Origin of the sequence: Pseudomonas sp. TH21, assembly GCF_016651025.1 — a bacterium.
Classification (GTDB): domain Bacteria; phylum Pseudomonadota; class Gammaproteobacteria; order Pseudomonadales; family Pseudomonadaceae; genus Aquipseudomonas; species Aquipseudomonas aylmerensis.
On sequence record NZ_JAEKEQ010000001.1, the window covers coordinates 4,308,308 to 4,332,474 of the forward strand.

Genomic DNA, 24,167 nt, shown 5'->3' on the forward strand with positions numbered 1-24,167 from the left:
CCGGATGGCCCGGAAAAACCCCTGCACAAAAACCAACACCCTGCCTTCGTGCCTGTTAGAAAAACACCAGCGCCCTGCTCAACAACTCATCAACTCACTGTTTTTAAACGACTTTCCCACATGGCACAGGCCTTGCTCTCAAGCCTCCCACCAGAGCTTGAACTCAACAAGCCACCCTACCCATTGGAGTGTTGCCCATCATGAATGCATCCCGCGCCGCCGGCCGCAGGCCCCGCAAGGCCTTCGCCCACACGCTGTTATTCCTCGCCCTGTGCGAGGCCGCCAGTTACAGCAGCCTGACCCTCGCCGCCGACGCCCCGGCCAGCGACAACCCCCTGGACACCGTGGTGGTGATCGGCAACCGTGGCCAGGCGCGCACTCTCGCCGAAAGCCCGGCGCCGGTGGATGTGATCTCCTCCAAGCAATTGCTCGCCACCGGCCAGGGCGACCTGACCCGCGCCTTGAGCAAGGTTCTGCCGTCGCTCAATCAGCCGGCGTCCTCCGGCTTCGGTTCCACCTCGGTGGTCCGCCCGATCAGCCTGCGCGGTCTCAACGGCGACCAGGTGCTGGTGCTGGTCAACGGCAAGCGCCGCCACAACAGCGCGCTGCTCAACAACGGCACTTACCTCAACTCCGGCTCGCAACCGGTGGACCTGGACATGATCCCCACCGCCCTGGTGGATCACGTGGAAGTGCTGCGCGATGGCGCCTCGGCCCAGTACGGCTCGGATGCGATCGGCGGCGTGGTCAACGTGGTACTCAAGCAGACCGACCACGGCGGCAGCCTGTCCACCAGCTACGGCCAGAACTATGAAAACGGCGACGGCGAAACCGCGCGGCAGACCGGCAATATCGGCCTGGCCCTGCCCAACGACGGGTTTATCAACCTGGCGCTGGACGTGAAAAAACAAAACATCTCCGACCGCTCCGACAACGCGCCGTACACCGACTCTGCCGGCAACACCAGTCTGCAGCACACCTACTACGGCACCGGCCTGCCCGAGGCGAAGAACTTCAGCCTAGGCTACAACGCCGAGCTGCCGGTGGACGATGCGCTGACCTTGTATTCGTTTTCCACCTACACCCACCGCAACTCGGAAAAGCCCCTGGCCTTCCACCAGCCGTCGAGCTTCAACGGCATCCAGACGCCCTATCCGGAAGGGATTGAAGACAACCTGCGCTTTATCGAAGAAGACTTCCAGGTCGCGTTCGGCGGCAAGGGCAAGGCCGCCGGCTGGGACTATGACCTGTCCAGCACGTTTGGCCAGGATCACGCGCGCGCCACCCTCACCGACACCTACAACCTGAGCTACGGCCCGACGTCGCCGACCTCGGTGGACACCGGGGTAAAAACCTTCAGCCAGTGGACCAACAACCTTGACCTGACCCGCGCCTTCGACCTCGGCCTGTACAAGCCCACGCAGATTTCCTGGGGCCTGGAACATCGCTACGAGGATTACAAGATCGGCAAGGGTGACGTAGCCTCCTACGCCAGCGGGCCGTTCAGCACCGGTGCCAACGGCGCGCTGATCCCGCCTGGGACCATTTCCGGTGCCGGCACCACGCCCGCCGACGCCGCCGAGAAAAGCCGCGACAGCCTGGCTGCCTACGGCGAAATCGGCCAGGACTTCACCGATAAATGGCACGTCGACCTGGCCGGGCGCTACGAGCATTACGACGATGGCTCCGGCAACACCACCAACGGCAAGCTCTCCACGCGCTACCAGTTGACCCCGATCCTGGCCGTGCGCGGCACCGTCAGCACCGGCTTTCGCGCACCATCGCTGGCCCAGCAGATCTACAGCGCCACCTCGCAGACCAGCGTGAATGGCCAGCTGTTCGACTATCGCAACGTGGCGGTCGATTCCGACGTGGCCAAGGCCCTGGGCGCGAGCAAGCTCAAGCCGGAAAAATCCACCAACTTCAGCCTTGGCATCACCCTGCAACCCACTGACGCCACCAACATCACCCTCGATGCGTACCAGATCAAAATCAAGGACCGCATCGCCCAGACCGGCTACCTCGGCGGCACCCCGCAGATCAGCGCGATTCTCGCCGCCGCCGGGCTCAACCCGAACCAGGCCGTCACCTACTTCACCAACGCCCTGGACACCACCACCCGAGGTATCGACCTGGTCGGCGACTATCGCCAGGACATCGGCGCCTGGGGCAGCCTGAAATACTCTGCGGGCTTCAACTGGAACACCACGCAGATCGACGACATCCACGCGTCCGCCGTCGCCGCCCAGGCCCTTGGCCCGGACGGTGGCTACGACCGTCAGCGCCAGGGCAACCTCAAGTACGGCCTGCCGCAATCCAAGCTGCTGCTGGGCACCACCTGGACCTACGACAAGCTGGAAGTCGGCCTCAACCTGACCCGCTACGGCGAATACACCCAGTACGGTACGGCTGAAATCTACGACCGCACCTTCTCGCCGGCGTGGATCACCGACCTCAATATCGACTACCACCTGACCCCGGCAATCACCCTGAATGCCGGCGCCAACAACCTGTTCAACAAGTACCCGGAACGCACCGACCTGGCCAGCAGCTCGGGCGGCTTCCCCTACGGCAACTTCTCGCCCTACGGCACCACCGGCGGCTACTGGTACACCGGCGTGACCTACAACTTCTGACCCAGCCCACGGGGCCGGTTCGCCGGCTCCGTGCCTGACCTCGATGGGAGCCTGTTCATGACCCGCCGCACCGATCAACTCAAACTGGGGGCCTTCCTCGCCAACAGCGGCCACCACGTGGCTGCCTGGCGTCACCCCCTCGCACAGGCCGATGCGAGCCTGGATTTCGAGCACTTCAAGCACATCGCGCAGACCGCCGAACGCGGCAAGTTCGACGCGCTGTTCATCGCCGATGTGGTCGCGCTGTGGGGCCATCACCACGACGCCCTCAGCCGCACCGCCCGCGCCGAACACTTCGAGCCGCTGACGCTGATGTCGGCCCTGGCCGCCGTGACCCGCAATATCGGCCTGATCGCCACCGCCACCACCACCTACAACGAGCCGTACCATATCGCGCGCAAGTTCGCCTCCCTCGACCACCTGTCCAAGGGCCGTGCCGCCTGGAACCTGGTGACCTCGGTGGTCTCCGACGAAGCCTGGAATTTCGGCCGGGAAAACCATGTGGACCATGGCGACCGCTACCAGCGCGCCGAAGAATTCCACGACGTGGTCAAGGACCTGTGGGACAGCTGGGACGACGACGCCTTCACCCGCGACAAGGCCAGCGGTGAATACTTCGACCCGGCCAAGTTGCACACCCTCAACCACCGGGGCGAACACTTTGCCGTCCGGGGGCCGCTCAACGTGGCACGTCCGCCCCAGGGCCACCCGGTGCTGGTGCAGGCCGGTGCTTCGGAGCCGGGCAAGCAGCTGGCCGCGCGCGTCGCCGAACTGATCTTTGCCCACGCCCATAGCCTTGAAAGCGCCCAGGCGTTCTACCAGGACATCAAGCAACGCGCCGCCGCCCTCGGGCGCGACCCGGACCACGTCAAAATCCTGCCCGGTGTCACCCCGTTCATCGCCGACACCCGTGAGCAGGCCCAGGCGCTGTTCGAGGAATTCCAGGCGCTGATCGACCCGGTGCTGGGCCTGCGCCTGCTGGCCGACACCCTGGGCGATGACATCGACCTATCCGGCCATGACCTCGACGGCCCGCTGCCGGACACCCCGGTGGGCCAGCGTGGCAGTCGTCGCGACAAAGTGCTGGAACTGGCGCGCAGTGAAAACCTCAGCATCCGCCAGTTGTACCTGCGCCTGGCTGGCGGCAACCCGGTGATCGGGACCGCCGAGGACGTCGCCGATTACTTCGAGCGATGGTTCCAGGCTCGAGCCTGCGATGGCTTCAATGTGTTCTTCCCGTACTTTCCCGGCGCCATCGACCTGTTCGTCGAGCAGGTGATCCCGCTGCTGCAGGCGCGTGGCCTGTTCCGTCTCGAGTACGAAGGCACCACCCTGCGCGACAACCTCGGCCTGCCGCGCCCGCCCAACCGCTTTACCCAAGGAGCCACCGCATGAAACGCAGCGCATGGATGCTCGCCTTTGGCAGCCTGATCGCCTCCAAGGCGTTTGCCTTGAACATTTTGCTGAGCAACGACGACGGTTATCAGCACCCCAATATTCGCGCCCTCTACACCGAGCTCAAGGCCCAGGGCCACAACGTCAAGATTGCCGCGCCGCAAAGTGACCAGAGTGCACGTGGCGGCGCGTTCTTTTTCGGCCGCGAAGTGACCGTTGGCCACGACAGCGACCCGGCCTATCCGGACAGCTATTACCTCAGCACCCTTGAAAAAGGCGTGTGCCAGAGCGCCGACTGCGCCGGCAAGGAGGTGCAGATCGAAATCAGTGGCACGCCAGTGATGGCGCTGCTGATGGGCCTGAATAAAATCCTGCCGCACCCCGACCTGGTGATCGTCGGTCCCAACCCCGGCAACAACCTGGGCGCGATCAATATGGCCTCCGGCACCTTCAATGCTGCCAGCGTGGCGTTGCAGGCCGGGATCCCGGCGTTGGCGGTGAGTACCGACCTGAAGGAAAAAGACCCGCAGCGCGCCGCCCTGCTGGTGGCGAAACTGGTCAAGGCCCTCGATCAACATCGCCAGCCCAACGGCGCGCTGTTGCCGCCGGGCCTGGGCCTGAACATCAACTTGCCCAAGGACGCGCAGATCAAAGGCGTGAAACTCACCCGGGTCGGCAGCTATGTGGGTTTCGAGGCGCTCTACACCGACGACCTCAAGCAGTTCAACCTGCCGGGCAAGCCGGGCATCGGTTTCCAGTACAGCCCCGCCGCGACGGCTGCGCAGCAGAACGACGAAGCGGTTTGGCTGAACAAGGGTTACCTGACCATCAGCCCCTTCAGTGGCCTGCCGGAATCGGTCAGCGCCGGCCCGGCGCTGCAAAAGCAATTGGCGCAGGAGGTGAACCCATGAGTGGCGGCTTTTCCCTGGGGTTCCTCAGCCGGGTCTACAGCCCCAGCGATGACCCCAAGGTCTACCGCGACACCCTGGAACTGTTCAAGGTCGCCGAGGCGCTGGGCTTCGACAGTGGCTGGGTGGCGCAGCATCACTTCGCCAGTGAGCACGGACGCCTGCCTGCGCCGCTGGTATTGCTTGCCGCCGTGGCCCAACGCACGCGGCACATCAGCCTCGGCACCGGGATTATCGTGCTGCCTCAGGAACCCCCGCTGCGCCTGGCCGAAGACGCGGCGGTGCTCGACCTGCTGAGCAATGGCCGCCTGGAGTTGGGCCTCGGCGCAGGTTTCGACCCCGAGACGTTCCTCGCCTTCGGCCGCGAACATGACGCGCGCCACCGTGACTACGAACAACACCTGCACCAGTTGCTCAACGCACTCGGCAACGCGCCCCTGACCGACAGCGGCTCGCGCCTGCTGCCACGCGCCAACGGCTTGAGCCATCGGTTATGGGAGGCCACCTCCCGCGTGGAACTGGTCGCCGAACGCGGCCACGGCCTGATCATGGCACCCAACCCGCACCAGCCCGCCGACGCCGGCACAGACCTGGTGAACCGCTACCGCAATGCCTGGACCGGCGACAACGGCACCCCGGCGCGGGTCGCGCGGGTGCAGGCGCTGTTCCCGGCACCGGACGACGCCACCCGCAACGACATCCGCGCCTATGTGCAGCGCCAGCAACGCATTGGCGTGTTCAAGGGCGCGATCGATGACGATTTCGACACGACCCTCAAGCGCCTCGGCGTCCTGCACGGCCCGGTACAGCAGATGATCGAGCAGTTGCAGCAAGGTCCGGCGCTGACCGCCCACGACCAGTTGATCCTGCAGGTGCAGACCGTCAGCACGCCGTTGCGCGATGCCATTCGCGCGCTGGAGATCATCCGCGAACACATTGCCCCAGCCCTGGGCTGGCAGCCCACAGGAACCCCGTCATGACGTTCAAACTGGGCTTTCTCAGCCACGCTTTTGGCGATGATCCACAGCAGGTCTACCGCGACCTGATCGAACAATTCGAAGTGGCCGAAGCCCTCGGTTTCGACAGCGGCTGGATTGCCCAGCACCACCTCAGCAACGGCTTTGGGCGCCTGCCGTCACCCTTGGTGTTGCTGGCGGCGGTGGCCGAGCGCACGCAGCGTATCGAGCTGGGTACCGGCGTGATCGTATTGCCGTTCGAAGACCCGATCCGCCTGGCCGAGGACGCCAGCGTGCTCGACGCCTTGAGCGGCGGCCGTGTGCAACTGGGCCTGGGCAGCGGCGGCGCCAACCTGGACAATTTCAGCGCGTTCGAGCGCGACCCGAGTCGACGCCAGGCGGAGTTCGCCGAGCGCCAGCAAACGCTTCAACGGCTGCTGGAGGGCGAGCCACTGACGGGTGGGCTCACACTGCAGCCACCCGCGCGCGGTTTGCGCCAGCGCCTGTGGCACTCCCACGCCAGCATCGACGGCGCCACCTACACCGCCGAACAGGGCAACGGCCTGTTGCTGGGCACCGCGACCCATGATCCGCTGACCGTGCAAAAGCCCTTGGCCGATGCGTACCTCAAGGCCTGGTCACATCCAGGCCGCGCGCCGCGTATCGGCGTGGTCCGGGCGGTGTTCCCGGCGGCGGACCGCGCCAGCGCCCAGGCGGAGCTGGCGGTGGATATCGAGCGGCACATCCCGCGCCTGCAACGCGAAGGCCTGATCGACCAGGCCGTCGACCTGCAGGAACACCTGCGCCTGATGAATGTGCACCACGGCCATCCCGATGAAGTGATTGAAAGCATGCAGCACGATCCCTCGCTGCTGCCTTATGCTGATGACCTGATCGCTGTCGTCCAGGCCGAAAGTTCGACCCAGGCGCAGATTCTCAAGCGCCTGGAAATCCTCGCCAGGGACATTGCCCCGGCCTTGGGTTGGAAAAGACCATGAAGAGTGGAGCGTGTGCATGCCCTTAGCATTCAGCTGGCTGATGCCCCTGTGTACCCCTGACTGGGCAGCGCGGCCGGGGCAGTGGATTCAGCTGGCCCAAGCCGTGGAATACGCCGGCCTCGACGGCCTGTGGATTCCCGGCGGGGCCTTGTGTGCCGACAGCCTGGGCGTGGCGGCGGCGTTGTGCGCGCACACGCGGCGGGTGCAATTGTCGGTGAGCGTGCCGCCCGAGGTGATGCTGCCGGCGGCGCTGGCCACGACCTTGCAAAGCCTGCAATCGATCAGCAACCACCGCGTGCAGTTGCACCTGCCCAACAGTGAGCGCAGCGCGTTTGGCGAATGGCTCAACCGCGACCAGCGCAGCGAACGCATCGGCGAATACCTGGACATCCTCCAGCAACTGCTCGCGCCCAATGACACCGGCCTCGACTACCAAGGCCGTTACTTCCAGCTGGAAAACGCCGGCGTCGCCCGCCGTGAGTTGCCCGCGCCCGCGCTGGTGCTGGACGACAGCCAGAGCCACACGCTGCTCGCCGCGCATGCCCAGACCTGCCTGCTTGCGCCCGGCCCTCCCAAGGCGCTGGCCAAGGAAATCCAGGGCTGGCGCGCGATTCAACCGTCGCTCAAATTTGCCTGCACCTTTGGCCTGATCCTCGGCGACAGCGAAGACCTCGCCTGGGAAACCGCCGCCACGCTGCTGCCGGTGCCGGCGTTGCCCGACGAGCTGCTGGCCACCCTGCCCCGCGCCCGTCACCCGCTGCGCCAATGGGAAGTGCACCCGAACCTGCTGCAGTTGGCGCCGGGCCAGCCGCTGATCCTGGTCGGCACGGCGCAACAGATCGCTACGCGCCTGCAGGAACTACACGGGCTGGGTTTGAGCCAATTGATCCTGGAAGGCGGCCCGGCGGTCAGCGAAGTGCTGCGCTTTGGCGAACAGGTTGTCCCTCTCTTGCGCAAGGAGCGCTCATGAACACTGATGCACGCCCACCGATCCAGCTGGACTGGTTCCTGCCCACCAATGGCGACGGGCGCCACCTCACCAGCAGCGGCTTGCCCAAAGTCGGGCTGTTCCAGCAAGGCGAACGCGCGCCGACCCTGGATTACCTGCGCCAGATCGTGCGCGCCACCGAACAGGCCGGCTTCGACGGCATCATGGTGCCGACCGCCAGCGGCTTTGAAGACCCCTGGCTGATCACCGCCGTGCTGGCCCAGGAAGTGCGTCGCCTGAAATTCCTGCTGACCCTGCGTCCTGGCCTGGAGCTGCCCGCCTACACCGCGCACCGCGCGGCGACCTTGCAACTGCTCAGCGAAAACCGCCTGGCATTGCACGTGGTGACCGGTTCCAGCCGCTTCGAGCAGCGCTCCCTCGGCGACTTTCTCGAGCACGACGAACGCTACGCGCGCACCGCCGAGTTCCTGCAAGTGTTCCAGGCCGTCTGGGCCGGCCAGCCACCGACGCACCCCGGCCGTTATTACCGCAGCGGCATCCACACGCCCATGGCGCCGGGGGCGACTGCGCCGCCGATCTACTTCGGCGGCGCGTCCGAAGCCGCCGAACGCGTCGGCGCGGCCCATGGGCAAACCTACCTGATGTGGTGCGAGCCGCCTGCGATGATCGCCGAACGCATCCAGCGCATGCGCGACCTCGCTGCCGCCCAGGGCCGTACCCTGCGCTTCGGCCTGCGCCTGCACGTGTTCGCCGCGCCTACCGATGAGGCGGCATGGGCGCATGTAGAGCGCTTGCTGGAAGAAATCCCCAAGGACGCCATCGACCAGGCGCAACGGCAGATGGCGACGTATGAGTCCGTCGGCCAGAGCCGGCAGACCCAGTTGATGCAAGGCCGTGGCCGTGGGGCGCGGGAACTGGAAGTGTCAGCCAACCTGTGGGCCGGGGTCGGCCTGGTGCGGGGTGGCGCCGGCACCGCGCTGGTGGGCAGTTATGCACGGGTGGCTGAGCGGATCGAGGAGTATCACCAGTTGGGCGTGGACAGCTTTATCCTGTCCGGTTTTCCGCACCTGGAAGAGGCGATTCATGTGGGGGCGGAGGTGTTGCCGCTGCTGCGCAACACTGGCGGTCAGGGCGACCGCCAGTAGAACCGGGTTACTGTGACTGTTTCTGGGCCGGCACGGGTTCTTCGCTGTACTTGCGCAGTGCTTCTACCTCGGATTTCTGATCCAAAAAACCATCCCCGGGTGTGCTGCCCGAATGCCTGTAAAGACTTGAGTCTTTATCAATTTCATTGGCTTTATCGGCTAACTTCTGCAACGCATCGGCGCGCTTGCTTGGATCTTTATTGGCGTCGGTGAAATCACCTACGTGTTTTTTTAGACCCTCAAACAACCTTTGCTTGTCAGGCCTGAAAGCATCGTCATTCGACAGGATTCCCCGGTTCAGAATAGGGTTGTCCTTGAGGACCTGCTGCAAGCGCGCTTCACCGTCGGGATTATCCTGATTATTTGTGATGCCGGGTTGCGTGTTTTGGGCGACTTGAGAAAGCGGGGAAATTGCAGGGTTATCGTTAATATAAAAGCTCATGGCTACCTTGTTTTCAAAGTTCAATTGCACTGGAACGTCCCCCTGAATACATCAGGGACGCTCACGTTATTGGTGACGGCGACGAAATAGTTCCCGGGAATGTGAGACAACTGTCGTTCTTTAAGCGAATTTCTTTCAGCGCGCCGTAGGCAGTTATCCTCGTACGTATAGGACCTGTAGGCAGGCCGCATGTATTGGCGCGTTCGACCGTGGCCAACCTGCCGGAGGTGGCGGGTTGACGATGGCGGCGGGTCATCGACTTTACTCGTTGCTGATAGACCGCCATCGCCGGCAAGCCGGCGCCCATAGGTTGTTGGGTCAGAGTCGACGGCGGCGGTTGAGGTGGGGGATGGCCGTGGGCGGCGCTTCCACGCGTTGCACCGGGATCACGGTGGCGGCGGCCAGCTGCGCCAGGGTCGGGTGGCTGAACAGCGTCCGCGCATCGACTGCCAACCCGGCCTTGCGCAGGCGCGCCACCAGGTTCACCGCCAGCAATGAATGCCCGCCCAGCTCGAAGAAATGATCGTGGCGCCCTACCCGCTCCAGCTTCAACACCTCGGCCCAGATGCCCGACATTAAGGTTTCCACCTCGCCCAGTGGAGCCTCGTAAGCGCGACTGACCACCGCCTCCATCCCTGGCTCCGGCAGCGCCTTGCGGTCGAGTTTGCCGGCCGGGTTGAGTGGCAAGGTGTCGAGTTGCACAAACGCAGCCGGCACCATGACCTCCGGCAATTGCTCCAGCATATGCGCGCGCAATGCCTGCAGGCTCGGCGGCTCGGCGCGCACGGTGAAGTACGCCACCAAGCGTTCATCCCGGATCAACACCGCCACTTCGCGCAACGCCGGATGCGCCAGCAGGCGCGACTCGATCTCCCCCAGCTCCAGGCGCACGCCGCGCAGCTTGACCTGGAAGTCATTGCGCCCGAGGAATTCAAGGTTGCCATCGGGCAAATAGCGCACCAGGTCGCCGGTGCGATACAAGCGGTCGCCGGCCACGAACGGGCTGTCGATAAAGCGCTCGGCGGTCATTTGCTCCAGGCCCAGGTAGCCGCGCGCAACACCGACGCCGCCAATATGCAACTGGCCACTGACGCCCAGCGGCACCGGCGCATCGTGCTCGTCCAGCACATACAGGCGGGTGTTGCTGATCGCGCGGCCGATCGGCAGTTGCCGCGCGGGCACGGGTGCGCCGGGGGCCAGGGTCCACGCGCTGCTGTCCACCGTGGCTTCGGTGGGGCCGTAGACGTTATGCAAGCGCACCTGGGGCAAACGCGCCTGCACGCCACGCGCCAGGGCTTCAGTGAGTTCGCCGCCGCCACACAGCACGTCGGTGAGGCTGGTGCACAGGGCGGATTCTTGCAGTTCGAGGAACTGCTGCAGCATCGCCGGCACGAACTTGATCACGGTGATCCGCTGCTCGCGAATCACCTGCGCCAGGTATGCCGGCTCGCGATGCCCATCGGGCCGCGCCAGCACCAGGCGCATGCCGTTGGAGAGCGGCCAGAATAGCTCCCACACCGAGCCATCGAAGCTGAAGGGCGCGCGCTGCAACACCGCGCCGCCCTCGGCATTCGGGCACAGCTGCGAGCCCCAGTGCAGCAGGTTGCCCAGGCCACGGTGTTCGATCATCACCCCCTTGGGCGTACCGGTGGAGCCCGAGGTGTACATCACATACGCGAGGTTGGCGACACTCAGGCCCGGTACCCGTGGATTGCCGTCCGGCGCCTGGCTCCAGGCGCAGCGGTCGAAGTCGATCACCGGGATTGTCACGTCACCCATCACCTCGCGTGTGGCGGCGTGCACCAGCAAGGCCACTGGCTGGCTGTCGTGCAGCATGTAGGCCAGGCGCTCGCGCGGGTAGCCCGGATCCAGCGGCACGTAGGCGCCACCGGCCTTGAGGATCGCCAGCAAGCCGACCACCAGGTCCAGCCCGCGCTCGACGCACAGCGCCACCCGCGAATCCGGCTGCACGCCGCGCTCGCGCAGAGCGTAGGCAAGCTGGTTGGCGCGTTCGTTGAGCTGTCGATAAGTCAGGTGCTGCTCGCCGGCCTGCACCGCAATGGCATGCGGGATTTGCCGCGCGTGGGCTTCAAACAATGCTTGCACGGTAAGGGTGTCGGGGTAGTCGCTGGCGGTGGCATTGAAGCCCACCAGCAATGTCTGCAACTCGTGGGCGGGCACCACTTGCACCTCGCGCAACGGCGTTTGCGGGGCGTGCTCCAACGCCGCTGCCAAGCCGTCCAATGCGCTGTCGAGGTAGCCCAGCAAGCGCTCGGCGCCGACCTGGCGCGGCGCCTTGGCCTTGAGTTGGAAGCCACTGGCGGTATCGTCCACAGTGAGCATCAACGGGTAGCTGAGGATGTCTTCGCTGCTGAGCAAGGCGATGCCGGGGACCAGTTTCGGCTGTGGGTCGGCGCCGGTGTGGCGGTAGTTGAGCAAGCTGTTGAACAACGGTGTCGTACCGCTGCAACGCTGGGCCAGGGCGAGCGAGGCATGTTCGTGGGCCAGCAAGGCACTGAGTTGCAGATGGGTGTCGTGCACGGCCTCGATGACTGTCTGCCCGGCCAGGCGCAGGCGCAGCGGCAGGGTATTGATGAACATGCCCAGGGCGCGGTCGGCGCCCTCGCCCGCTTGCAGGCGGCCGAGCAAGACGGTGCCGAACACCACATCCTCGCGGCCGGCCACGCGGCTGAGCACCTGGGCCCAGGCCAGGTGGAACAGACTGGCGGCGCTGACCCCAAGCGCACGCGCCTGGGCCCTGAGGCGCTGGTTAAGGGCATCGCCGACCGGCTGTTCGAAGGCGTCGATGTGCGTACGATCCGCCTGGCGCGCCTGGACACCGAAGGCCAGGGTCGGTTCATCCACAGCGGCCAGGCGCTCGCGAAAGAACGCCTCGTGGGCGGCCTGGCGCGCTGGCAAGCGGGCCTGCGCCACCACGTTGCGATACGGCACCGATGGCGGTAGTTGGGCCTGCTCACCGAGCAAGTGAGCGCGGATTTCATCCACCAGCACGGCGGTCGAGGCGGCGTCGTTGATCAGGTGATGAAACCGCAGGCGCGCGATCCAGCGCTGGTGCTGGGGCTCTTCGGCGTAGTCCAGGGCCATCAGCGGGGCCTGGCGCAAGTCGAGCGGTTCAGCCGGTTCGCGCAGCGGTTCGACGTGCAATTGCGCATGGCGCCACACCACCTGCATCGGCTGCTCCAGGGCGTCCCACGCGAGGCTGGTGCGCAGGATATCGTGGCGGTTGATCACCTGTTGCAGCGCCTGCGCGAAGGCGTCCAACTGGTCGCGGCGCGCGAAGCTGAACAACGCGTGTTGCTGATAGGGATCGCGCTCGTCGGTGAGGTGGTGGTAGAGCAAGCCTTCCTGCAACGGCGCCAGCGGATAGATCTCCTGCACATTGGCGGCGCCACCGGGGACGCCGGCGACAATACGCTCGATGCTCGGCGGATCCAGCTCGGCCAGGACCAGTAACTGCGGGGTGATGCGCAGGCAATCCGCCGGCACCCGATTGGCCGGTACCGGCTCATCGCGACCTTCACTCACGGCCGCCAGCGCGGCCAGGGTCGGCTGGCCGAACAGCACCTGTACATCGGCCTGCAGCCCCGCCTGGCGCATGCGTTGCACCAGTTGCACCGCCAGCAACGAGTGCCCGCCAAGTTCAAAAAAGTGGTCATGCCGACTCACCTGCTGCACCTGCAACAGCTCGGCCCAGAGCTGCGCCAGGGTGGTTTCCACGCCTGCACGCGGGGCCTCGAACAGGCGCGTGACAAAGGCTGCCTGGGTCGGTGTCGGCAGCGCCTTGCGATCCAGCTTGCCGTTGCTGGTCAGGGGCAACGCGTCCAACTGCATATAGGCCACGGGCAACATGTAGTCCGGCAGCGAGGCGTGCAGATGGGTGCGCAGGGCTTCGGGCGCAATCGCATGCTGCGGGATAAACCACGCCAGCAGTTGCCCTTCACGGTACTGCACCACCGCGTCCTTGACCGCCGGATGGGTGACCAGCGCCGCTTCGATTTCCCCCAGTTCGATGCGCACGCCGCGGATTTTCACCTGGTCGTCATTGCGCCCCAGGTACTCAAGGTTGCCGTCGGGCAGCCAGCGCGCGAGGTCACCGGTGCGGTACATCCGGCCACCGTTGAAAGGATCATCGAGAAAGCGCTCGGCGTTCAGTTCGGGCCGATTCAGGTAACCACGCGCCACGCCCCGGCCGCCGACGTACAACTCCCCCACTACGCCAATCGGCACCGGGCGCTGCCGAGCGTCCAGCAGGTAGACGCGGGCATTCGCGACAGGCGCACCGATATGCACGGGCTGGCCCGCCTCCACCCGGCCGGACGTCGCGACCACCGTGGCTTCCGTAGGGCCGTAATTGTTGATGACCTCGAAGGTCTGCGCCTGGTTGAAGCTGCGCAGGCGGTCGCCGCCAACCAGCAAGGTGCGCAGGGTCGGATGGCCCTGCTGCTGGCTGAAGGCGTATTCGGCCACCGGCGTCGGCAGAAACCCCACCTGCAACGGCTGGGCGCGCCACCAGTGCAGCAGCGCATCGATGTCCTCCGCGCCATCGTGGGCCGGTGGCAGGTGCAGCGTCGCGCCGACGCACAACGCCGGCCAGACTTCCCAGGCCATCGCATCAAACCCGAAACCGGCGACGCTGGCGGTGTGGCTGCTGGCGTGCAGGTCGAAGGCCCGGCAGTGCCAGTCGACCAGATTGGCCACGGTGCGGTGCTCGACCATCACGCCCTTGGGCAACCCGGTGGAACCGGAGGTGTAGATCACATAGGCGAGGTTCGCCGCGCTGACCGCTACGCGCGGATTGCCGGCCCGGTGAGAGGCCGGGCGATCCAGCAGGACTACCGGCACGTCCAGCGCCGGCAGGCGCGCCAGCAGCGCGTGCTGGGTCAGCACCACCACCGGCGCGCTGTCGTGCAGCAGGTAATGCAGGCGTTCCGCCGGATGCGCGGGGTCCACCGGCACGTAGCAGGCGCCAGACTTGAGAATCGCCAGGAGTGCCACCAGCGTGTCCGGGCTGCGCCGCGCCAGGATCGCCACGCGATCATCCGGCTGCACCCCATGTTCGAGCAACTGATGGGCCAGGGCGTTGGCCTGTTGATCGAGCTGGGCGTAGGTCAGTTGCCGGCCCTGCTGCACCACGGCGACGGCGTCCGGTGCGCGCGCGGCCTGCGCTTCGATACGGGTGTGCAGGGTGTACGGTTCGGCACTGGGCTGCGCGGTGGCATTGAAGCGTTGCAACTGGTCGTGCTCGGCAGGCGTGACCAGGGAAAACTCGCCGATCGGCTGCGCGGTGTCCGCCAGGCCTTGTTCCAGCAGCCAGCTAAAGCGTCGTGCCAGCGCCTGCACTTCGTCGTGCTGGAAGTACGCCTGGTGGTACACGCAATGCAGGCTCGCGGTGGCCTGGCAGCGGTTGCTGCGCAAGTGGATGGCAAGGGGCAGCGCTTCATGGTGGTTGGAGACTTTGACGGCACGCGCCTGGACTTGGCCGAAGCGCAGATCGTGGTCGTCCTGTTCGAACGATACCGACAGATCAAACAGCTGGCCGCGATCGCTGCGGCGCAGGCCGAGTTCGCGGTTCATCTCGCTCAGGGGAAAACGCTGGTGGCGAAAATCCTGCTGGAGTTGATCCCGCACACCGCGCACCAGCGCGCCGAACGTCAGCTGTTCGCTGAAGCTGAAACGCACCGCGCTGACCTGGGTGAACAAGCCGACCGTGGCGCGAAAAGCCGCGTTGGAACGGTTGAGAATCGGCAGCCCCACCACCCACTCCTCGCGCTGGTAGGCGCGGGTGAAATACACATACAGCGTCGCCAGCAGCACATGGAACGCCGAGGCCTGGTAACGGCTGGCCACCGCCTCCATGCGGTCCAGCAACGCCACCGGGAACGGCTCGACCAGTGTGTGACTGGCCGTCGGCGTGGCGTGGCGTGGCACCAGCAGTGGCTCGGGCAAGGTCGGGTAGCGGTCGAGCCAATAGGCACGGTCGCGGGGGTAGCGCGCGGACGCGTGGTAGCGCTGGTCGGCCTCGATAAAGTCGCCATAGGACGGTGCCAGGCACTCAGGCTGCCGGCCTTGCTCCAGCGCGCTGTACAGCTGCGCCAGCGATTGCAGCATCTGGCCGAACCCCCAGCCGTCGAGGATCAGGTGGTGGGCCTGGGTACCGAGGCGATAGTGATGGTCATCGAGCTTGACCAGGAAAAAATGCCACAGCGGCCCGCCGTCCAAGGCATAGGGCCGGGCCATGTGCGCCTGCATCAAGGCCTGGGCCGCCGCCTGCGGATCGGCATGGGCGCACAGGTCGTGCAAGGGCACGTGCAGCGTCAAGCTGGCGGCGAAGGTCTGGCGTGGAAAGCCGTCGGCGTCGCTGTGCAGTTGGGTGCGCAAGGCATCGTGCAGCGCTACCAACTGCTCGATGGCGCGCTGCATCAGCACGGGCTCCACCGCACCCGCGAAGTCGACATAGCCGCCGATGTTGTACAGCGGCGAATCGCCCGCGCGCAGTTGGTCGAGCCAGATGTCCTGCTGGGCGGCGGTGAGGGGGAAGCTGGGAGAATGCTTCATAAGATCCTTCTCATGGGTATCAGGCGCTGGCCACTCGGGGACGGCGAAATGGCCGGATTTGAGCATGGGGTCCGCAGGCCCTCTGACACCCGAAACCCGGACAGCCGGAAGGCGCGAAACGGGCTTGGCTGATGGCTCACTGCTGAAACGATTAAAGGGCTGTAGGAAATTGGCTATATCCGGCCGATGTCATTTTTTCAGGAATGTTTTTTAATAATTATTTTTATCTTATTTATCAGATAGTTAATTCACTCTAAAAACCATTTTCGATTTATCTCGGCCGGAATGGACCGTCAGAAACGTCGAATTAATGACGATGTTTTTATGGCACGTTGTGTCCCTCGTTTCTGCTACATACGTAGGACGAATCCCCAGGCTAACTACACGCTCGAGTGCCGACTCTGCTTCATGAAGAACGGATCGCCCCGTAGAGGCCCAGGGAGTTTGTGACGGTTTTCGACATCAAGGATGAGATGGCTATGAGTTTGACGAGCAGTTTTGCCAACACGCACAGCACGCATTTTTATGCCGAAATGGGCGAGTTGATTGCCAACTGTGGGCACGCGGATTTTGCTGCCCACATGCTGCACCTGGTGGACAAATGGGTACCGATCCACCTGGTAGACCTCAGTGAATGGACCCTGGACGAGTTGCGCGACCGCGTGCTCGATATCAAATTGCTCGGCAGTGCCGGCCAGAACCAGGACCTGCCGCCGCCCCTGACCCTGCACTCGATCAACGACCACCCGCTGCTGCGCGACATGCTCGGCATGCAGGACCCGTTGCTGATCCAGCTCAAGGCCAAGGCCGACAGCGCGCACCCACGGGGCACCTCGCACCAGTGCAACCTGGTGTCACGCCAGGGCAATCGGCGCTGCGTGATTTCGTTCTACCGCCCGCCGACCCAGCGCGGGTTTTCCCTGGCGCAGCTGTCGTTTCTCAAGTGCCTGTCGGACACGTTGCTGCCGTTGATCGAGTGCCACGCCCAGAGCCTGCGCCAGGCGCCGTCTCCCGCGCTGGAGGCGGCCCACACCCTGCTGGAGCAGTCGCAGTTGCAGCACGCGTTCTACATACGCCTGTCCCTGGGCGACATCACCCTGTCAGCGCGCGAGCAAGAGGTGTGTCTCGGCCTGTTGACGGGCGGCACCGTGCCGCAGATGGCGGAAAAACTCAGCGTGAAAAACAGCTCCATCGAAACCTACCTCAAGCGCGCCGCCGCCAAGCTTGGTGTGAGCGGCCGACACGGCCTGGCCAAATGGATGGTCGGCGCCTGATGAACCGACCCGCGCTCATCCCCTTTGCGCTGGCCTGGATGCTGGGCGGTTGCTCGCTGATCCCCGAGTACCAGCGGCCCGAGTCTCCCGTGCCGGCGCAGTACCCCCAGGGTGGGGTCTACCGCGCCATGCCCACCTCGGACTGGCACGGCATGTTCCACGACCCGGCGCTGCAGCAACTGATCGGCGCGGCGCTGCTCAATAACCGCGACCTGCGAGTGGCCGCGCTGAACGTCGAAGCCTTCCAGGCGCAGTACCGTATCCAGCGTGCCGATCTGTTCCCCGCCGTGTCCGCCACCGGTGCCGGCAAGCGCCAGAAACTGCCGGGGGATGTGACCGGTACGGGCAAGTCCGCGATCACCTCGAACTACTCCGCCACCCTCGGCCTCAGCGCCTACGAGCTGGATCTGTTCGGCCGTGTGCGCAGCCTCAGCGAACAGGCGATGCTGACTTACCTGGGCACAGAAGAGGCGCGACGCAGCACGCAGCTGAGCCTGGTGGCCAATGTCGCGAATGCCTACCTGACCTGGCGCGCCGACCAGGAACTGTTGGCCCTGGCCCAGCAAACCCTGGCCGCCGACGAGCACAGTTGGCAGTTGACCCGGCGCAGTAAAATCGCCGGCAAGGCCTCGGCGCTTGACGTGGTGCAGGCGCGTACCAGCGTCGACAGCACCCGCGCCAGCGTGGCCCGCTACGCGCGCCAGGTCGCCCAGGACCTGAATAACCTGACGCTGCTGGTGGGCAGCCCGGTGGATGAACACCTGCCGTCACGCCCACTCGCCGACGAACTGGTGGCGCGCCTGCCCGCCGGCTTGCCGTCCGATCTGCTGCAACGCCGTCCGGATATCCTCCAGGCCGAATACCAGCTGCAGGCGGCCAACGCCAATATCGGCGCAGCCCGCGCGGCGTTCTTTCCGTCGGTCACCCTCACGGCCAACGCCGGCAGCACCAGCACTGAACTGTCGGGGCTGTTCAAGGGCGGTTCGGGCACCTGGACGTTCCAGCCGCAGGTCAACCTGCCGATCTTCAACGCCGGCAGCCTGCGCGCCAGCCTCGACTACGCCAAGCTGCAAAAAGACATCAGCGTGGCGCAGTACGAAAAATCCATCCAGAGCGCCTTCCAGGAAGTCGCCGATGGCCTCGCCGCCCGCCAGACGTTCACCGACCAGCTCGCGGCCCAACGCGACTTCGTCGCGGCCAACCAGGCTTATTACGACCTGGCCCAACACCGTTACCGCAGTGGCGTGGACAGCAACCTGACGTTCCTCGATGCCCAGCGTTCGCTGTTCAGTTCGCAGCAGGCGCTGATCATCGATCGGCTCGCGCAGTTGGTGGCCGAAGTGAACCTGTACACGGCACTGGGCGGCGCTTGGGACGTGAACGCAACCCCGACTGCCGCAGCCGATACGCCCCCGGCGTCTGCTGCGCATAGCGAAGGAAAAACCGGCGCTTGGCCTCCTCCATCACCCGCTCCAGCGGCCAATGCTCCAGGTAGTGAGCCTCGATCAATTTTCGCGGGCCTTTTTGTGGCGAGCGGGCTTGCCCCGCGTTGGGCTGCGCAGCGGCCCCAGTAAGATCGACGCGGTGTTTCCTGGGGAACCGCGGCGTCTGATTTGGGGCCGCTTTGCAGCCCAACGCGGGGCAAGCCCGCTCGCCACAAGAAAAGGCCCTCCTTGCCTCAGGAAGCCCACTTGCCACAAGAAAAGGCCCTCCTTGCTTCAGAAAGCCCACTTGCCACAAGAAAAGGCCCTCTTTGCTTCAGGAAGCCCACTTGCCACAAGAAAAGGCCCTCTTTGCTTCAGGAAGCCCACTTGCCACAAGAAAAGGCCCTCTTTGCTTCAGAAAGCCCACTTGCCACAAGAAAAGGCCCTCTTTGCTTCAGGAGGCCCACTTGCCACAAGAAAAGGCCCTCTTTGCCTCAGGAAGCCCACTTGCCACACACTTGCCACAAGAGGTCACCTGCCCCAGGGGGCCCACTTGCCATAAGAAGTCACTTGCCCCGGGAAGCCTACTTGCCATCAAACATGGGGATTTCAGAGTACCGGCTACCCCAGCCTCAAGGCTTGTCCCGCACCACCCGCCACACCGTATTCCCCACATCATCCGCCACCAGCAATGCGCCCTGCGCGTCCAGGGTCACGCCCACCGGACGGCCCTGGGCTTCGCCCTCGGCATTGAGGAAGCCGGTGAGGAAGTCCACCGGTGTGCCCGTCGGCTGGCCGTCCTTGAAGGCGATAAACACCACTTTGTAGCCCGCCTGCGGGTTGCGGTTCCACGAGCCGTGCTCGCCGACGAACACGCCATCGGCAAACGCCGCCGGCATGCTGCGGGCGTCGGAAAAGGTCAGGCCCAGCGGCGCGACGTGGGTGCCGAGGGCGTAGTCGGGGGCGATGGCCTGGGCGACTTTGTCCGGGCGTGGCGGCTGCACGCGGATGTCGACGTGGGCGCCGTAGTAGCTCCACGGCCAGCCGTAGAAAGCGCCGTCCTGCACCGAGGTGAGGTAGTCGGGCACGAGGTCGCTGCCGATTTCGTCGCGTTCGTTGACCACCGTCCACAGCTGCGTGGAGCCGGGTTTCCACGCCAGGCCGTTGGGGTTGCGCAGGCCGCTGGCAAACAGGCGTTTCGCGCCGCTGGCGATGTCCAGTTCCCAGATGGCCGCGCGACCTGCCTCGGCGTCGAGGCCGTTTTCGCCGACGTTGCTGTTAGACCCCACGGTCACGTACAGCCGCGTGCCTTCCGGGTTGGCCAGCAGGTTTTTGGTCCAGTGGTGGTTGATGCCGGCCGGCAGGTCAGTGACGTGCACCGGGGTCGCGTCGATGTGCGTCTGGCCGGGGGTATAGGGCACCTTGACCACCGCGTCGGCATTGGCGATGTACAACTCATCGCCCACCAGTGCCATGCCGAAGGGCGACGCGAGGCCGGTGAGGAACTCGCTGCGCACCTCGGCATGCCCATCGTGATCGGCATCGCGCAGCAGGGTGATGCGGTTGGCGCTCGGCGTATCCGCGCCGACGCGGCCCATGACGATGCCCATCGCGGTGCGGCGGGCCCAGGCGATCAAGCCGCTGCCTCCATCGGTCGCGCCTTCTGGCATCGGCGGATGATTGCTTTCGGCGACCAGCACATCGCCGTTGGGCAAGGTGTAGACCCAACGCGGGTGGTCGAGATGGTCGGCCAGGGCGGTGACGGTGAAGCCTTCGGGGGCACGCGGCTGCACCTGCTCGGGCCAGCCCACGGCCTTGGACACCTTGAGCGTGGGCATCAACGAAGTGCTGGGCTCCGGCAGTTGGGGCGTGGGGCCGACACCGGCCTGGAAGGGCAGCTTGGACGATTCGCCACAGGCAGTCAGAACCGCCGCAGCAGTGATCAGGAGTGCCAGTCGGCTCGGGTTGTTCATGCTTGAAACCTCGGGAAAAATCCCGACGGAGTATTGCCTGATGACCCGGGGGTAAACACCGGCGATGGCGCAATTGAGTTTTAACCGCAGGGCACGAATGCCTTGAGCCCACGAAGGCCATCGCGCTTGCTGGCGATAGCGACCCTGGCAAGCCGGGCTCCTGCAAGGGATCAGCTATCATTAAGCCACCACTCAAGACATGGACAGTCCCTATGCGCCCGCTATCTGCTTCCGCTGTTGTGCTGACCGCCCTTTTCCTCTCGGGGTGCAGCATTACGCAGACCGTTACCCCGGTGGCCTTGTCACCCGCCCAGTCCGCTGAAATCTGCATGATTCCCGCCGCAGGCCTGCGCAGCGGGTTCAACAGCACCTACACCGCGCAGCTGCGCAGCAAGGGTTTCCAGACCCGCGAGTTGCCGCCGGGCAGTCCGCCCGCGAGTTGTGCACTGTCGACCACCTACATCGGCACCTGGAGCTGGGACTTTGCGCTGTACATGACCTTTGCCGACATCCAGGTGTTTGAAAACGGTCACCGCATCGGCCAGGCGCTGTATGACGCGACCTGGGGTGGCGGGCGTCCGGACAAGTTCATCAGCGCACAGAACAAGATCATCGAGATGACCAACCAGTTGTTCCCTGCAGCCTCCTATGCCAATCCCCAGGCTACCCATTTCCCATAGCCAGGCTGTGCGGCGAGAACTCCACGAAGCGCCACCTCAACGCGAGGGCTGCCGGACGCCGCACCAGATGCTCCACGGTGACGGTCCACAAGCGTTGCGCGCCTTCGAAGCGGGCGACTTGCGGTCCGTCGAGGATCAACGAGGTGCGCCCGACGATCTGCAGGACGTCCCCCGATTCGAAATCGATGAACAACAACCCCGCCACCGGGTTCACGTGCAGGTTGCCCAGGGTGTTGAAGAACAGGTTGCCGGCGAAGTCGGGGATGGTCAGCAGATCACCTTCCACGTGCACAAAGCCGCGGTAGCCGCCGCGATGGGACACGTCCACCGAGCGTTCGCCGGCGACGTCGACGTAGCTGGCGACGAAGAACGTGTCGGCGCTGCGGATCATTGCGTGGGCCGCGGCATCCAGGCCGTCGAGGCGCTCGACCCGCGTGTCGGGTCTACGTGCGACGCCAACCAACGGCCGTAGCTGGATGTATTTGGGGCAGTTGCCGTAGGTGTGCACCACCTCGATCGAAAAACCCTCGTGCCCCAGGCTGCCGATCCGGCCATTCAGGCGGTTGCGTCGGCGTGTGTTCAGGTCGATGCCAAGCACGCCCACGCTGGCGCCGCGATGCAACGCAGCACGGGCGGGGTCGCTCACGGACGGCACGCTGTCGATCTGCAAGGTCTGCGGGTCGGGTGAATGCGCGAACCCTGGCGCGGCTTCGATCATCGTCGCCCAGGGAAGCCCTTGTTCATCCACCACGCCGAGCACCAGGTACGGCAACAGGGGATAGAAGTCCCGATGCTGCTCCGGCAAGTGATCGCGGATCACCTTGGGCCCGACCACGGCCATGCGCTCGGCGGCGCCGGCGTTCTGCTGCAGATACCGTTCGCCGGCATGCCAGGGGGAATGTTCGATGGGGTTCATGCTGCTCACCTCCGAATGGATACGCCGATGGTGCGCGCTGGCACCCCACACGAGAATGCCCACGCCGGGCAATCGACTGTTACACCAACTGAAATGCCGGATGATCCCGCAGCGCCGCCACGCAATGGTCGACAAAACTGCGCACGCGCATCGGCGCATGGCGGCCGTCGCGGTACACCACGTGCACCGGCAACGGCGGCGGCTCATAGTCCGGCAGCACACGACACAGCTCACCGCTGAGGAGGTGCTCATGCACGGGATAGCTCAGGCAGCGAATCAGCCCCGCCCCCTGCACGGCCGCATTGATCGCGCCTTGCACCGTGGTGCTCCTCAAGCGCGCACGCGCCTTGAGCGGGCCGCCTTTGAAAGCCCAATCGACCGGATCGGAGCTGGCGATCAGTCGATGCTGCTTCAGCGCGTCCGGGTGTCGCGGCTCGCCATGGGCAGCGAGATAGCCAGGGCTGGCACACAGGATCGGCCGCACGTGCCCGACCGGTCGCGCAACCAGGGAAGAACTGGGCAGCTCGCCCACCAAAATCGCCACGTCCAGCCCCTCTTCGTGCAGGTTGGGGTAGTAGTCGTGGTAGTGCGCCACCAGGCGCACGTCGGGGTAGCGATCCATATAACCGGCCAACACGGGCGCCATCACATAACGGCTGAAGAGCAGCGGCAGGAACACGCGCAAATTACCCTGGGCCTGATCGTGCATGCCCTTGGCCGAAGCCTGTGCAGCGTCCACGGCGGCAAGCAGGCGCACGCAGTCGGCCAGGTAGGCCTGGCCAGCCTCGGTCAGGCTGACGCCGCGTGTACTGCGCACCAGCAACGTCACGCGCAGGCGGGCTTCCAGGCGGGCGACCGCGCGCATCAGGGTCGGGCCGGACACCGCGACACTGCGCGCCGCCGAGGCCAGGCTCGGGTGCCCGGCCAGCGCGGCGAACAGCTGCATATCGCGGTATCGCTCCATCATCCGCGCCGCTTCATCGCCGGATTCAGGGCTGCGTCCTGACCCAGGCGGTGGGTGAGGAAATCCACGAAAGTGTTGATCTTGGCCGGCACTCGCGGGCTTTTCTGGAACACCACCTGGATCGGCAGCGCCGCGGGCTCGAAAGCCTCGAGGACAATCTCCAGCTCACCGGCCGCCACCGCCCCGGCGACTTGATAGGACAGCACCCGCGTCATGCCCCAGCCCTGCCTCGCCAGGTTGATCGCCGCATTGTTCGCCGTCACCACCAGACGCGGCTCAATCGGCACGGTCAGTGGCTGGCCATCCTCGACAAATCGCCATTCGCTGACAAGTTGACTGGAAGACGAGGTCGCAATCTTCGCGTCGCGCAACTGCGAGGGGTGCCCGGGCCGGCCGTACTGCTCCAGGTAAGCCGGCGCCGCACACACCACGCGGCGCACCTCACCGACCTTGATCGCCTGCTGCCCCGGCTCCTGCAGATGGCCGATGCGCACGGCCACGTCGACACCTTCGTCGAGCATGTTGACCACGCGATCGACCAGCAGCGCATTGATACTCACCTGCGCAAAACGGTCGAGATATTCCCCCAGCGCCGGTGCGACATACAGCTCGCCGAACAACACCGGCGCGGTCACCGTCAGGTGGCCGCAGGGAATCGTATAACTGCCCGCCGCCGCTTCCTCGGCCTCGTCGAGTTCAGCCAGGATGCGCCGACAGTCTTCCAGGTAACGCTGGCCGGCTTCCGTCAGGTGCAGGCTGCGGGTAGTGCGCGCGAGCAACTGCGTGCCGATCCGCGCTTCCATGGCGGCAATGGCGCGGGTCACGCTGGGTGGTGAGGTGTTGAGGCGGCGCGCGGCGGCGGCAAAGCCCTCCTCCTCGGCCACCGCCAGGAACACCTGCATTTCATGGAATCGGTCCATCGACAGGCCTC

Annotated in this window: 15 protein-coding genes and 1 pseudogene; 10 read left to right on the top strand and 6 right to left on the bottom strand. The window is 65.2% G+C overall.

Annotated features, from left to right (window positions below; translation table 11 throughout):
- Window positions 1–200: 200 nt before the first annotated feature.
- Genes JFU04_RS18940 through JFU04_RS18970 form a run of 7 tightly spaced genes read left to right on the top strand, consistent with a single transcriptional unit; the run spans window position 201 to window position 8,987 of the window.
- Window positions 201–2,636: a TonB-dependent receptor plug domain-containing protein gene (locus JFU04_RS18940; protein ID WP_065904104.1), complete on the top strand. Its 2,436-nt coding sequence runs from the start codon at window positions 201–203 to the stop codon at window positions 2,634–2,636.
- A gap of 57 nt (window positions 2,637–2,693) precedes the next feature.
- Window positions 2,694–4,031 carry an LLM class flavin-dependent oxidoreductase gene (locus tag JFU04_RS18945; protein ID WP_065904105.1) on the top strand — a complete coding sequence of 446 codons (1,338 nt, stop codon included), beginning with the start codon at window positions 2,694–2,696 and terminating at the stop codon, window positions 4,029–4,031.
- Window positions 4,028–4,942, top strand: coding sequence for a 5'/3'-nucleotidase SurE (locus tag JFU04_RS18950; RefSeq protein ID WP_065904108.1), 915 nt, complete (start codon window positions 4,028–4,030; stop codon window positions 4,940–4,942). Before JFU04_RS18945 ends, JFU04_RS18950 begins: the two co-directional genes overlap by 4 nt.
- Window positions 4,939–5,919, top strand: coding sequence for an LLM class flavin-dependent oxidoreductase (locus JFU04_RS18955; protein WP_201145345.1), 981 nt, complete (start codon window positions 4,939–4,941; stop codon window positions 5,917–5,919). The genes JFU04_RS18950 and JFU04_RS18955 overlap by 4 nt, the downstream gene beginning before the upstream one ends.
- On the top strand, window positions 5,916–6,893 hold the full coding sequence (locus JFU04_RS18960) for an LLM class flavin-dependent oxidoreductase (RefSeq protein WP_065904114.1): 978 nt from the start codon (window positions 5,916–5,918) through the stop codon (window positions 6,891–6,893). Before JFU04_RS18955 ends, JFU04_RS18960 begins: the two co-directional genes overlap by 4 nt.
- Window positions 6,894–6,909: 16 nt before the next feature.
- Window positions 6,910–7,863: an LLM class flavin-dependent oxidoreductase gene (locus JFU04_RS18965; RefSeq protein ID WP_065904116.1), complete on the top strand. Its 954-nt coding sequence runs from the start codon at window positions 6,910–6,912 to the stop codon at window positions 7,861–7,863.
- Window positions 7,860–8,987 carry an LLM class flavin-dependent oxidoreductase gene (locus JFU04_RS18970; protein WP_065904119.1) on the top strand — a complete coding sequence of 376 codons (1,128 nt, stop codon included), beginning with the start codon at window positions 7,860–7,862 and terminating at the stop codon, window positions 8,985–8,987. Before JFU04_RS18965 ends, JFU04_RS18970 begins: the two co-directional genes overlap by 4 nt.
- 7 nt (window positions 8,988–8,994) lie before the next feature.
- Here JFU04_RS18970 and JFU04_RS18975 read toward each other — a convergent pair whose 3' ends face one another.
- Together JFU04_RS18975 and JFU04_RS18980 are read right to left on the bottom strand one after the other, a co-directional pair.
- Window positions 8,995–9,459: a hypothetical protein gene (locus JFU04_RS18975; RefSeq protein WP_157955066.1), complete on the bottom strand. Its 465-nt coding sequence runs from the start codon at window positions 9,457–9,459 to the stop codon at window positions 8,995–8,997.
- A 288-nt stretch (window positions 9,460–9,747) separates the two neighbouring features.
- Window positions 9,748–16,005 (bottom strand): non-ribosomal peptide synthetase, encoded by a 6,258-nt coding sequence (locus JFU04_RS18980; RefSeq protein ID WP_201145347.1) that lies wholly within the window; start codon window positions 16,003–16,005, stop codon window positions 9,748–9,750.
- Between the two features lie 479 nt (window positions 16,006–16,484).
- Between JFU04_RS18980 and JFU04_RS18985 the strand changes: the two genes are divergently transcribed.
- Both JFU04_RS18985 and JFU04_RS18990 read left to right on the top strand, forming a co-directional pair.
- Window positions 16,485–17,279, top strand: a complete 795-nt coding sequence (locus JFU04_RS18985) for a helix-turn-helix transcriptional regulator (protein ID WP_201145349.1) — start codon at window positions 16,485–16,487, stop codon at window positions 17,277–17,279.
- A complete protein-coding gene (locus tag JFU04_RS18990; RefSeq protein ID WP_201145351.1) occupies window positions 17,279–18,853 on the top strand; it encodes an efflux transporter outer membrane subunit in 1,575 nt (524 codons plus the stop codon). The genes JFU04_RS18985 and JFU04_RS18990 overlap by 1 nt, the downstream gene beginning before the upstream one ends.
- A gap of 482 nt (window positions 18,854–19,335) precedes the next feature.
- Here JFU04_RS18990 and JFU04_RS18995 read toward each other — a convergent pair whose 3' ends face one another.
- Window positions 19,336–20,676, bottom strand: coding sequence for a PQQ-dependent sugar dehydrogenase (locus tag JFU04_RS18995; protein WP_065904145.1), 1,341 nt, complete (start codon window positions 20,674–20,676; stop codon window positions 19,336–19,338).
- A gap of 212 nt (window positions 20,677–20,888) precedes the next feature.
- Here JFU04_RS18995 and JFU04_RS19000 point away from each other — a divergent pair.
- Window positions 20,889–21,314: pseudogene (locus tag JFU04_RS19000) on the top strand (Sbal_3080 family lipoprotein); the annotation flags it as partial.
- Between the two features lie 25 nt (window positions 21,315–21,339).
- Here JFU04_RS19000 and JFU04_RS19005 read toward each other — a convergent pair.
- The 3 genes from JFU04_RS19005 to JFU04_RS19015 all read right to left on the bottom strand — a co-directional run bounded on the left by JFU04_RS19005 (window position 21,340) and on the right by JFU04_RS19015 (window position 24,156).
- On the bottom strand, window positions 21,340–22,272 hold the full coding sequence (locus tag JFU04_RS19005; protein WP_201145355.1) for a pyridoxamine 5'-phosphate oxidase family protein: 933 nt from the start codon (window positions 22,270–22,272) through the stop codon (window positions 21,340–21,342).
- A gap of 79 nt (window positions 22,273–22,351) precedes the next feature.
- Window positions 22,352–23,236 (bottom strand): LysR family transcriptional regulator, encoded by an 885-nt coding sequence (locus JFU04_RS19010; RefSeq protein WP_201146429.1) that lies wholly within the window; start codon window positions 23,234–23,236, stop codon window positions 22,352–22,354.
- On the bottom strand, window positions 23,236–24,156 hold the full coding sequence (locus tag JFU04_RS19015) for a LysR family transcriptional regulator (RefSeq protein ID WP_201145357.1): 921 nt from the start codon (window positions 24,154–24,156) through the stop codon (window positions 23,236–23,238). The genes JFU04_RS19010 and JFU04_RS19015 overlap by 1 nt, the downstream gene beginning before the upstream one ends.
- Window positions 24,157–24,167: the final 11 nt, after the last annotated feature.

What these genes read in the sequence shown, in the direction of transcription:
- JFU04_RS18955 (WP_201145345.1), top strand. Translation starts at nt 4,939, where the DNA reads ATGAGTGGCGGCTTTTCCCTGGGGTTCCTCAGCCGGGTCTACAGCCCC.
- JFU04_RS19005 (WP_201145355.1), bottom strand. Translation starts at nt 22,272, where the DNA reads ATGAACCCCATCGAACATTCCCCCTGGCATGCCGGCGAACGGTATCTG.
- JFU04_RS19010 (WP_201146429.1), bottom strand. Translation starts at nt 23,236, where the DNA reads ATGGAGCGATACCGCGATATGCAGCTGTTCGCCGCGCTGGCCGGGCAC.
- JFU04_RS18960 (WP_065904114.1), top strand. Translation starts at nt 5,916, where the DNA reads ATGACGTTCAAACTGGGCTTTCTCAGCCACGCTTTTGGCGATGATCCA.
- JFU04_RS18940 (WP_065904104.1), top strand. Translation starts at nt 201, where the DNA reads ATGAATGCATCCCGCGCCGCCGGCCGCAGGCCCCGCAAGGCCTTCGCC.
- JFU04_RS18970 (WP_065904119.1), top strand. Translation starts at nt 7,860, where the DNA reads ATGAACACTGATGCACGCCCACCGATCCAGCTGGACTGGTTCCTGCCC.
- JFU04_RS18990 (WP_201145351.1), top strand. Translation starts at nt 17,279, where the DNA reads ATGAACCGACCCGCGCTCATCCCCTTTGCGCTGGCCTGGATGCTGGGC.
- JFU04_RS18950 (WP_065904108.1), top strand. Translation starts at nt 4,028, where the DNA reads ATGAAACGCAGCGCATGGATGCTCGCCTTTGGCAGCCTGATCGCCTCC.
- JFU04_RS18965 (WP_065904116.1), top strand. Translation starts at nt 6,910, where the DNA reads ATGCCCTTAGCATTCAGCTGGCTGATGCCCCTGTGTACCCCTGACTGG.
- JFU04_RS18980 (WP_201145347.1), bottom strand. Translation starts at nt 16,005, where the DNA reads ATGAAGCATTCTCCCAGCTTCCCCCTCACCGCCGCCCAGCAGGACATC.
- JFU04_RS18985 (WP_201145349.1), top strand. Translation starts at nt 16,485, where the DNA reads ATGAGTTTGACGAGCAGTTTTGCCAACACGCACAGCACGCATTTTTAT.
- JFU04_RS18945 (WP_065904105.1), top strand. Translation starts at nt 2,694, where the DNA reads ATGACCCGCCGCACCGATCAACTCAAACTGGGGGCCTTCCTCGCCAAC.
- JFU04_RS19015 (WP_201145357.1), bottom strand. Translation starts at nt 24,156, where the DNA reads ATGGACCGATTCCATGAAATGCAGGTGTTCCTGGCGGTGGCCGAGGAG.
- JFU04_RS18995 (WP_065904145.1), bottom strand. Translation starts at nt 20,676, where the DNA reads ATGAACAACCCGAGCCGACTGGCACTCCTGATCACTGCTGCGGCGGTT.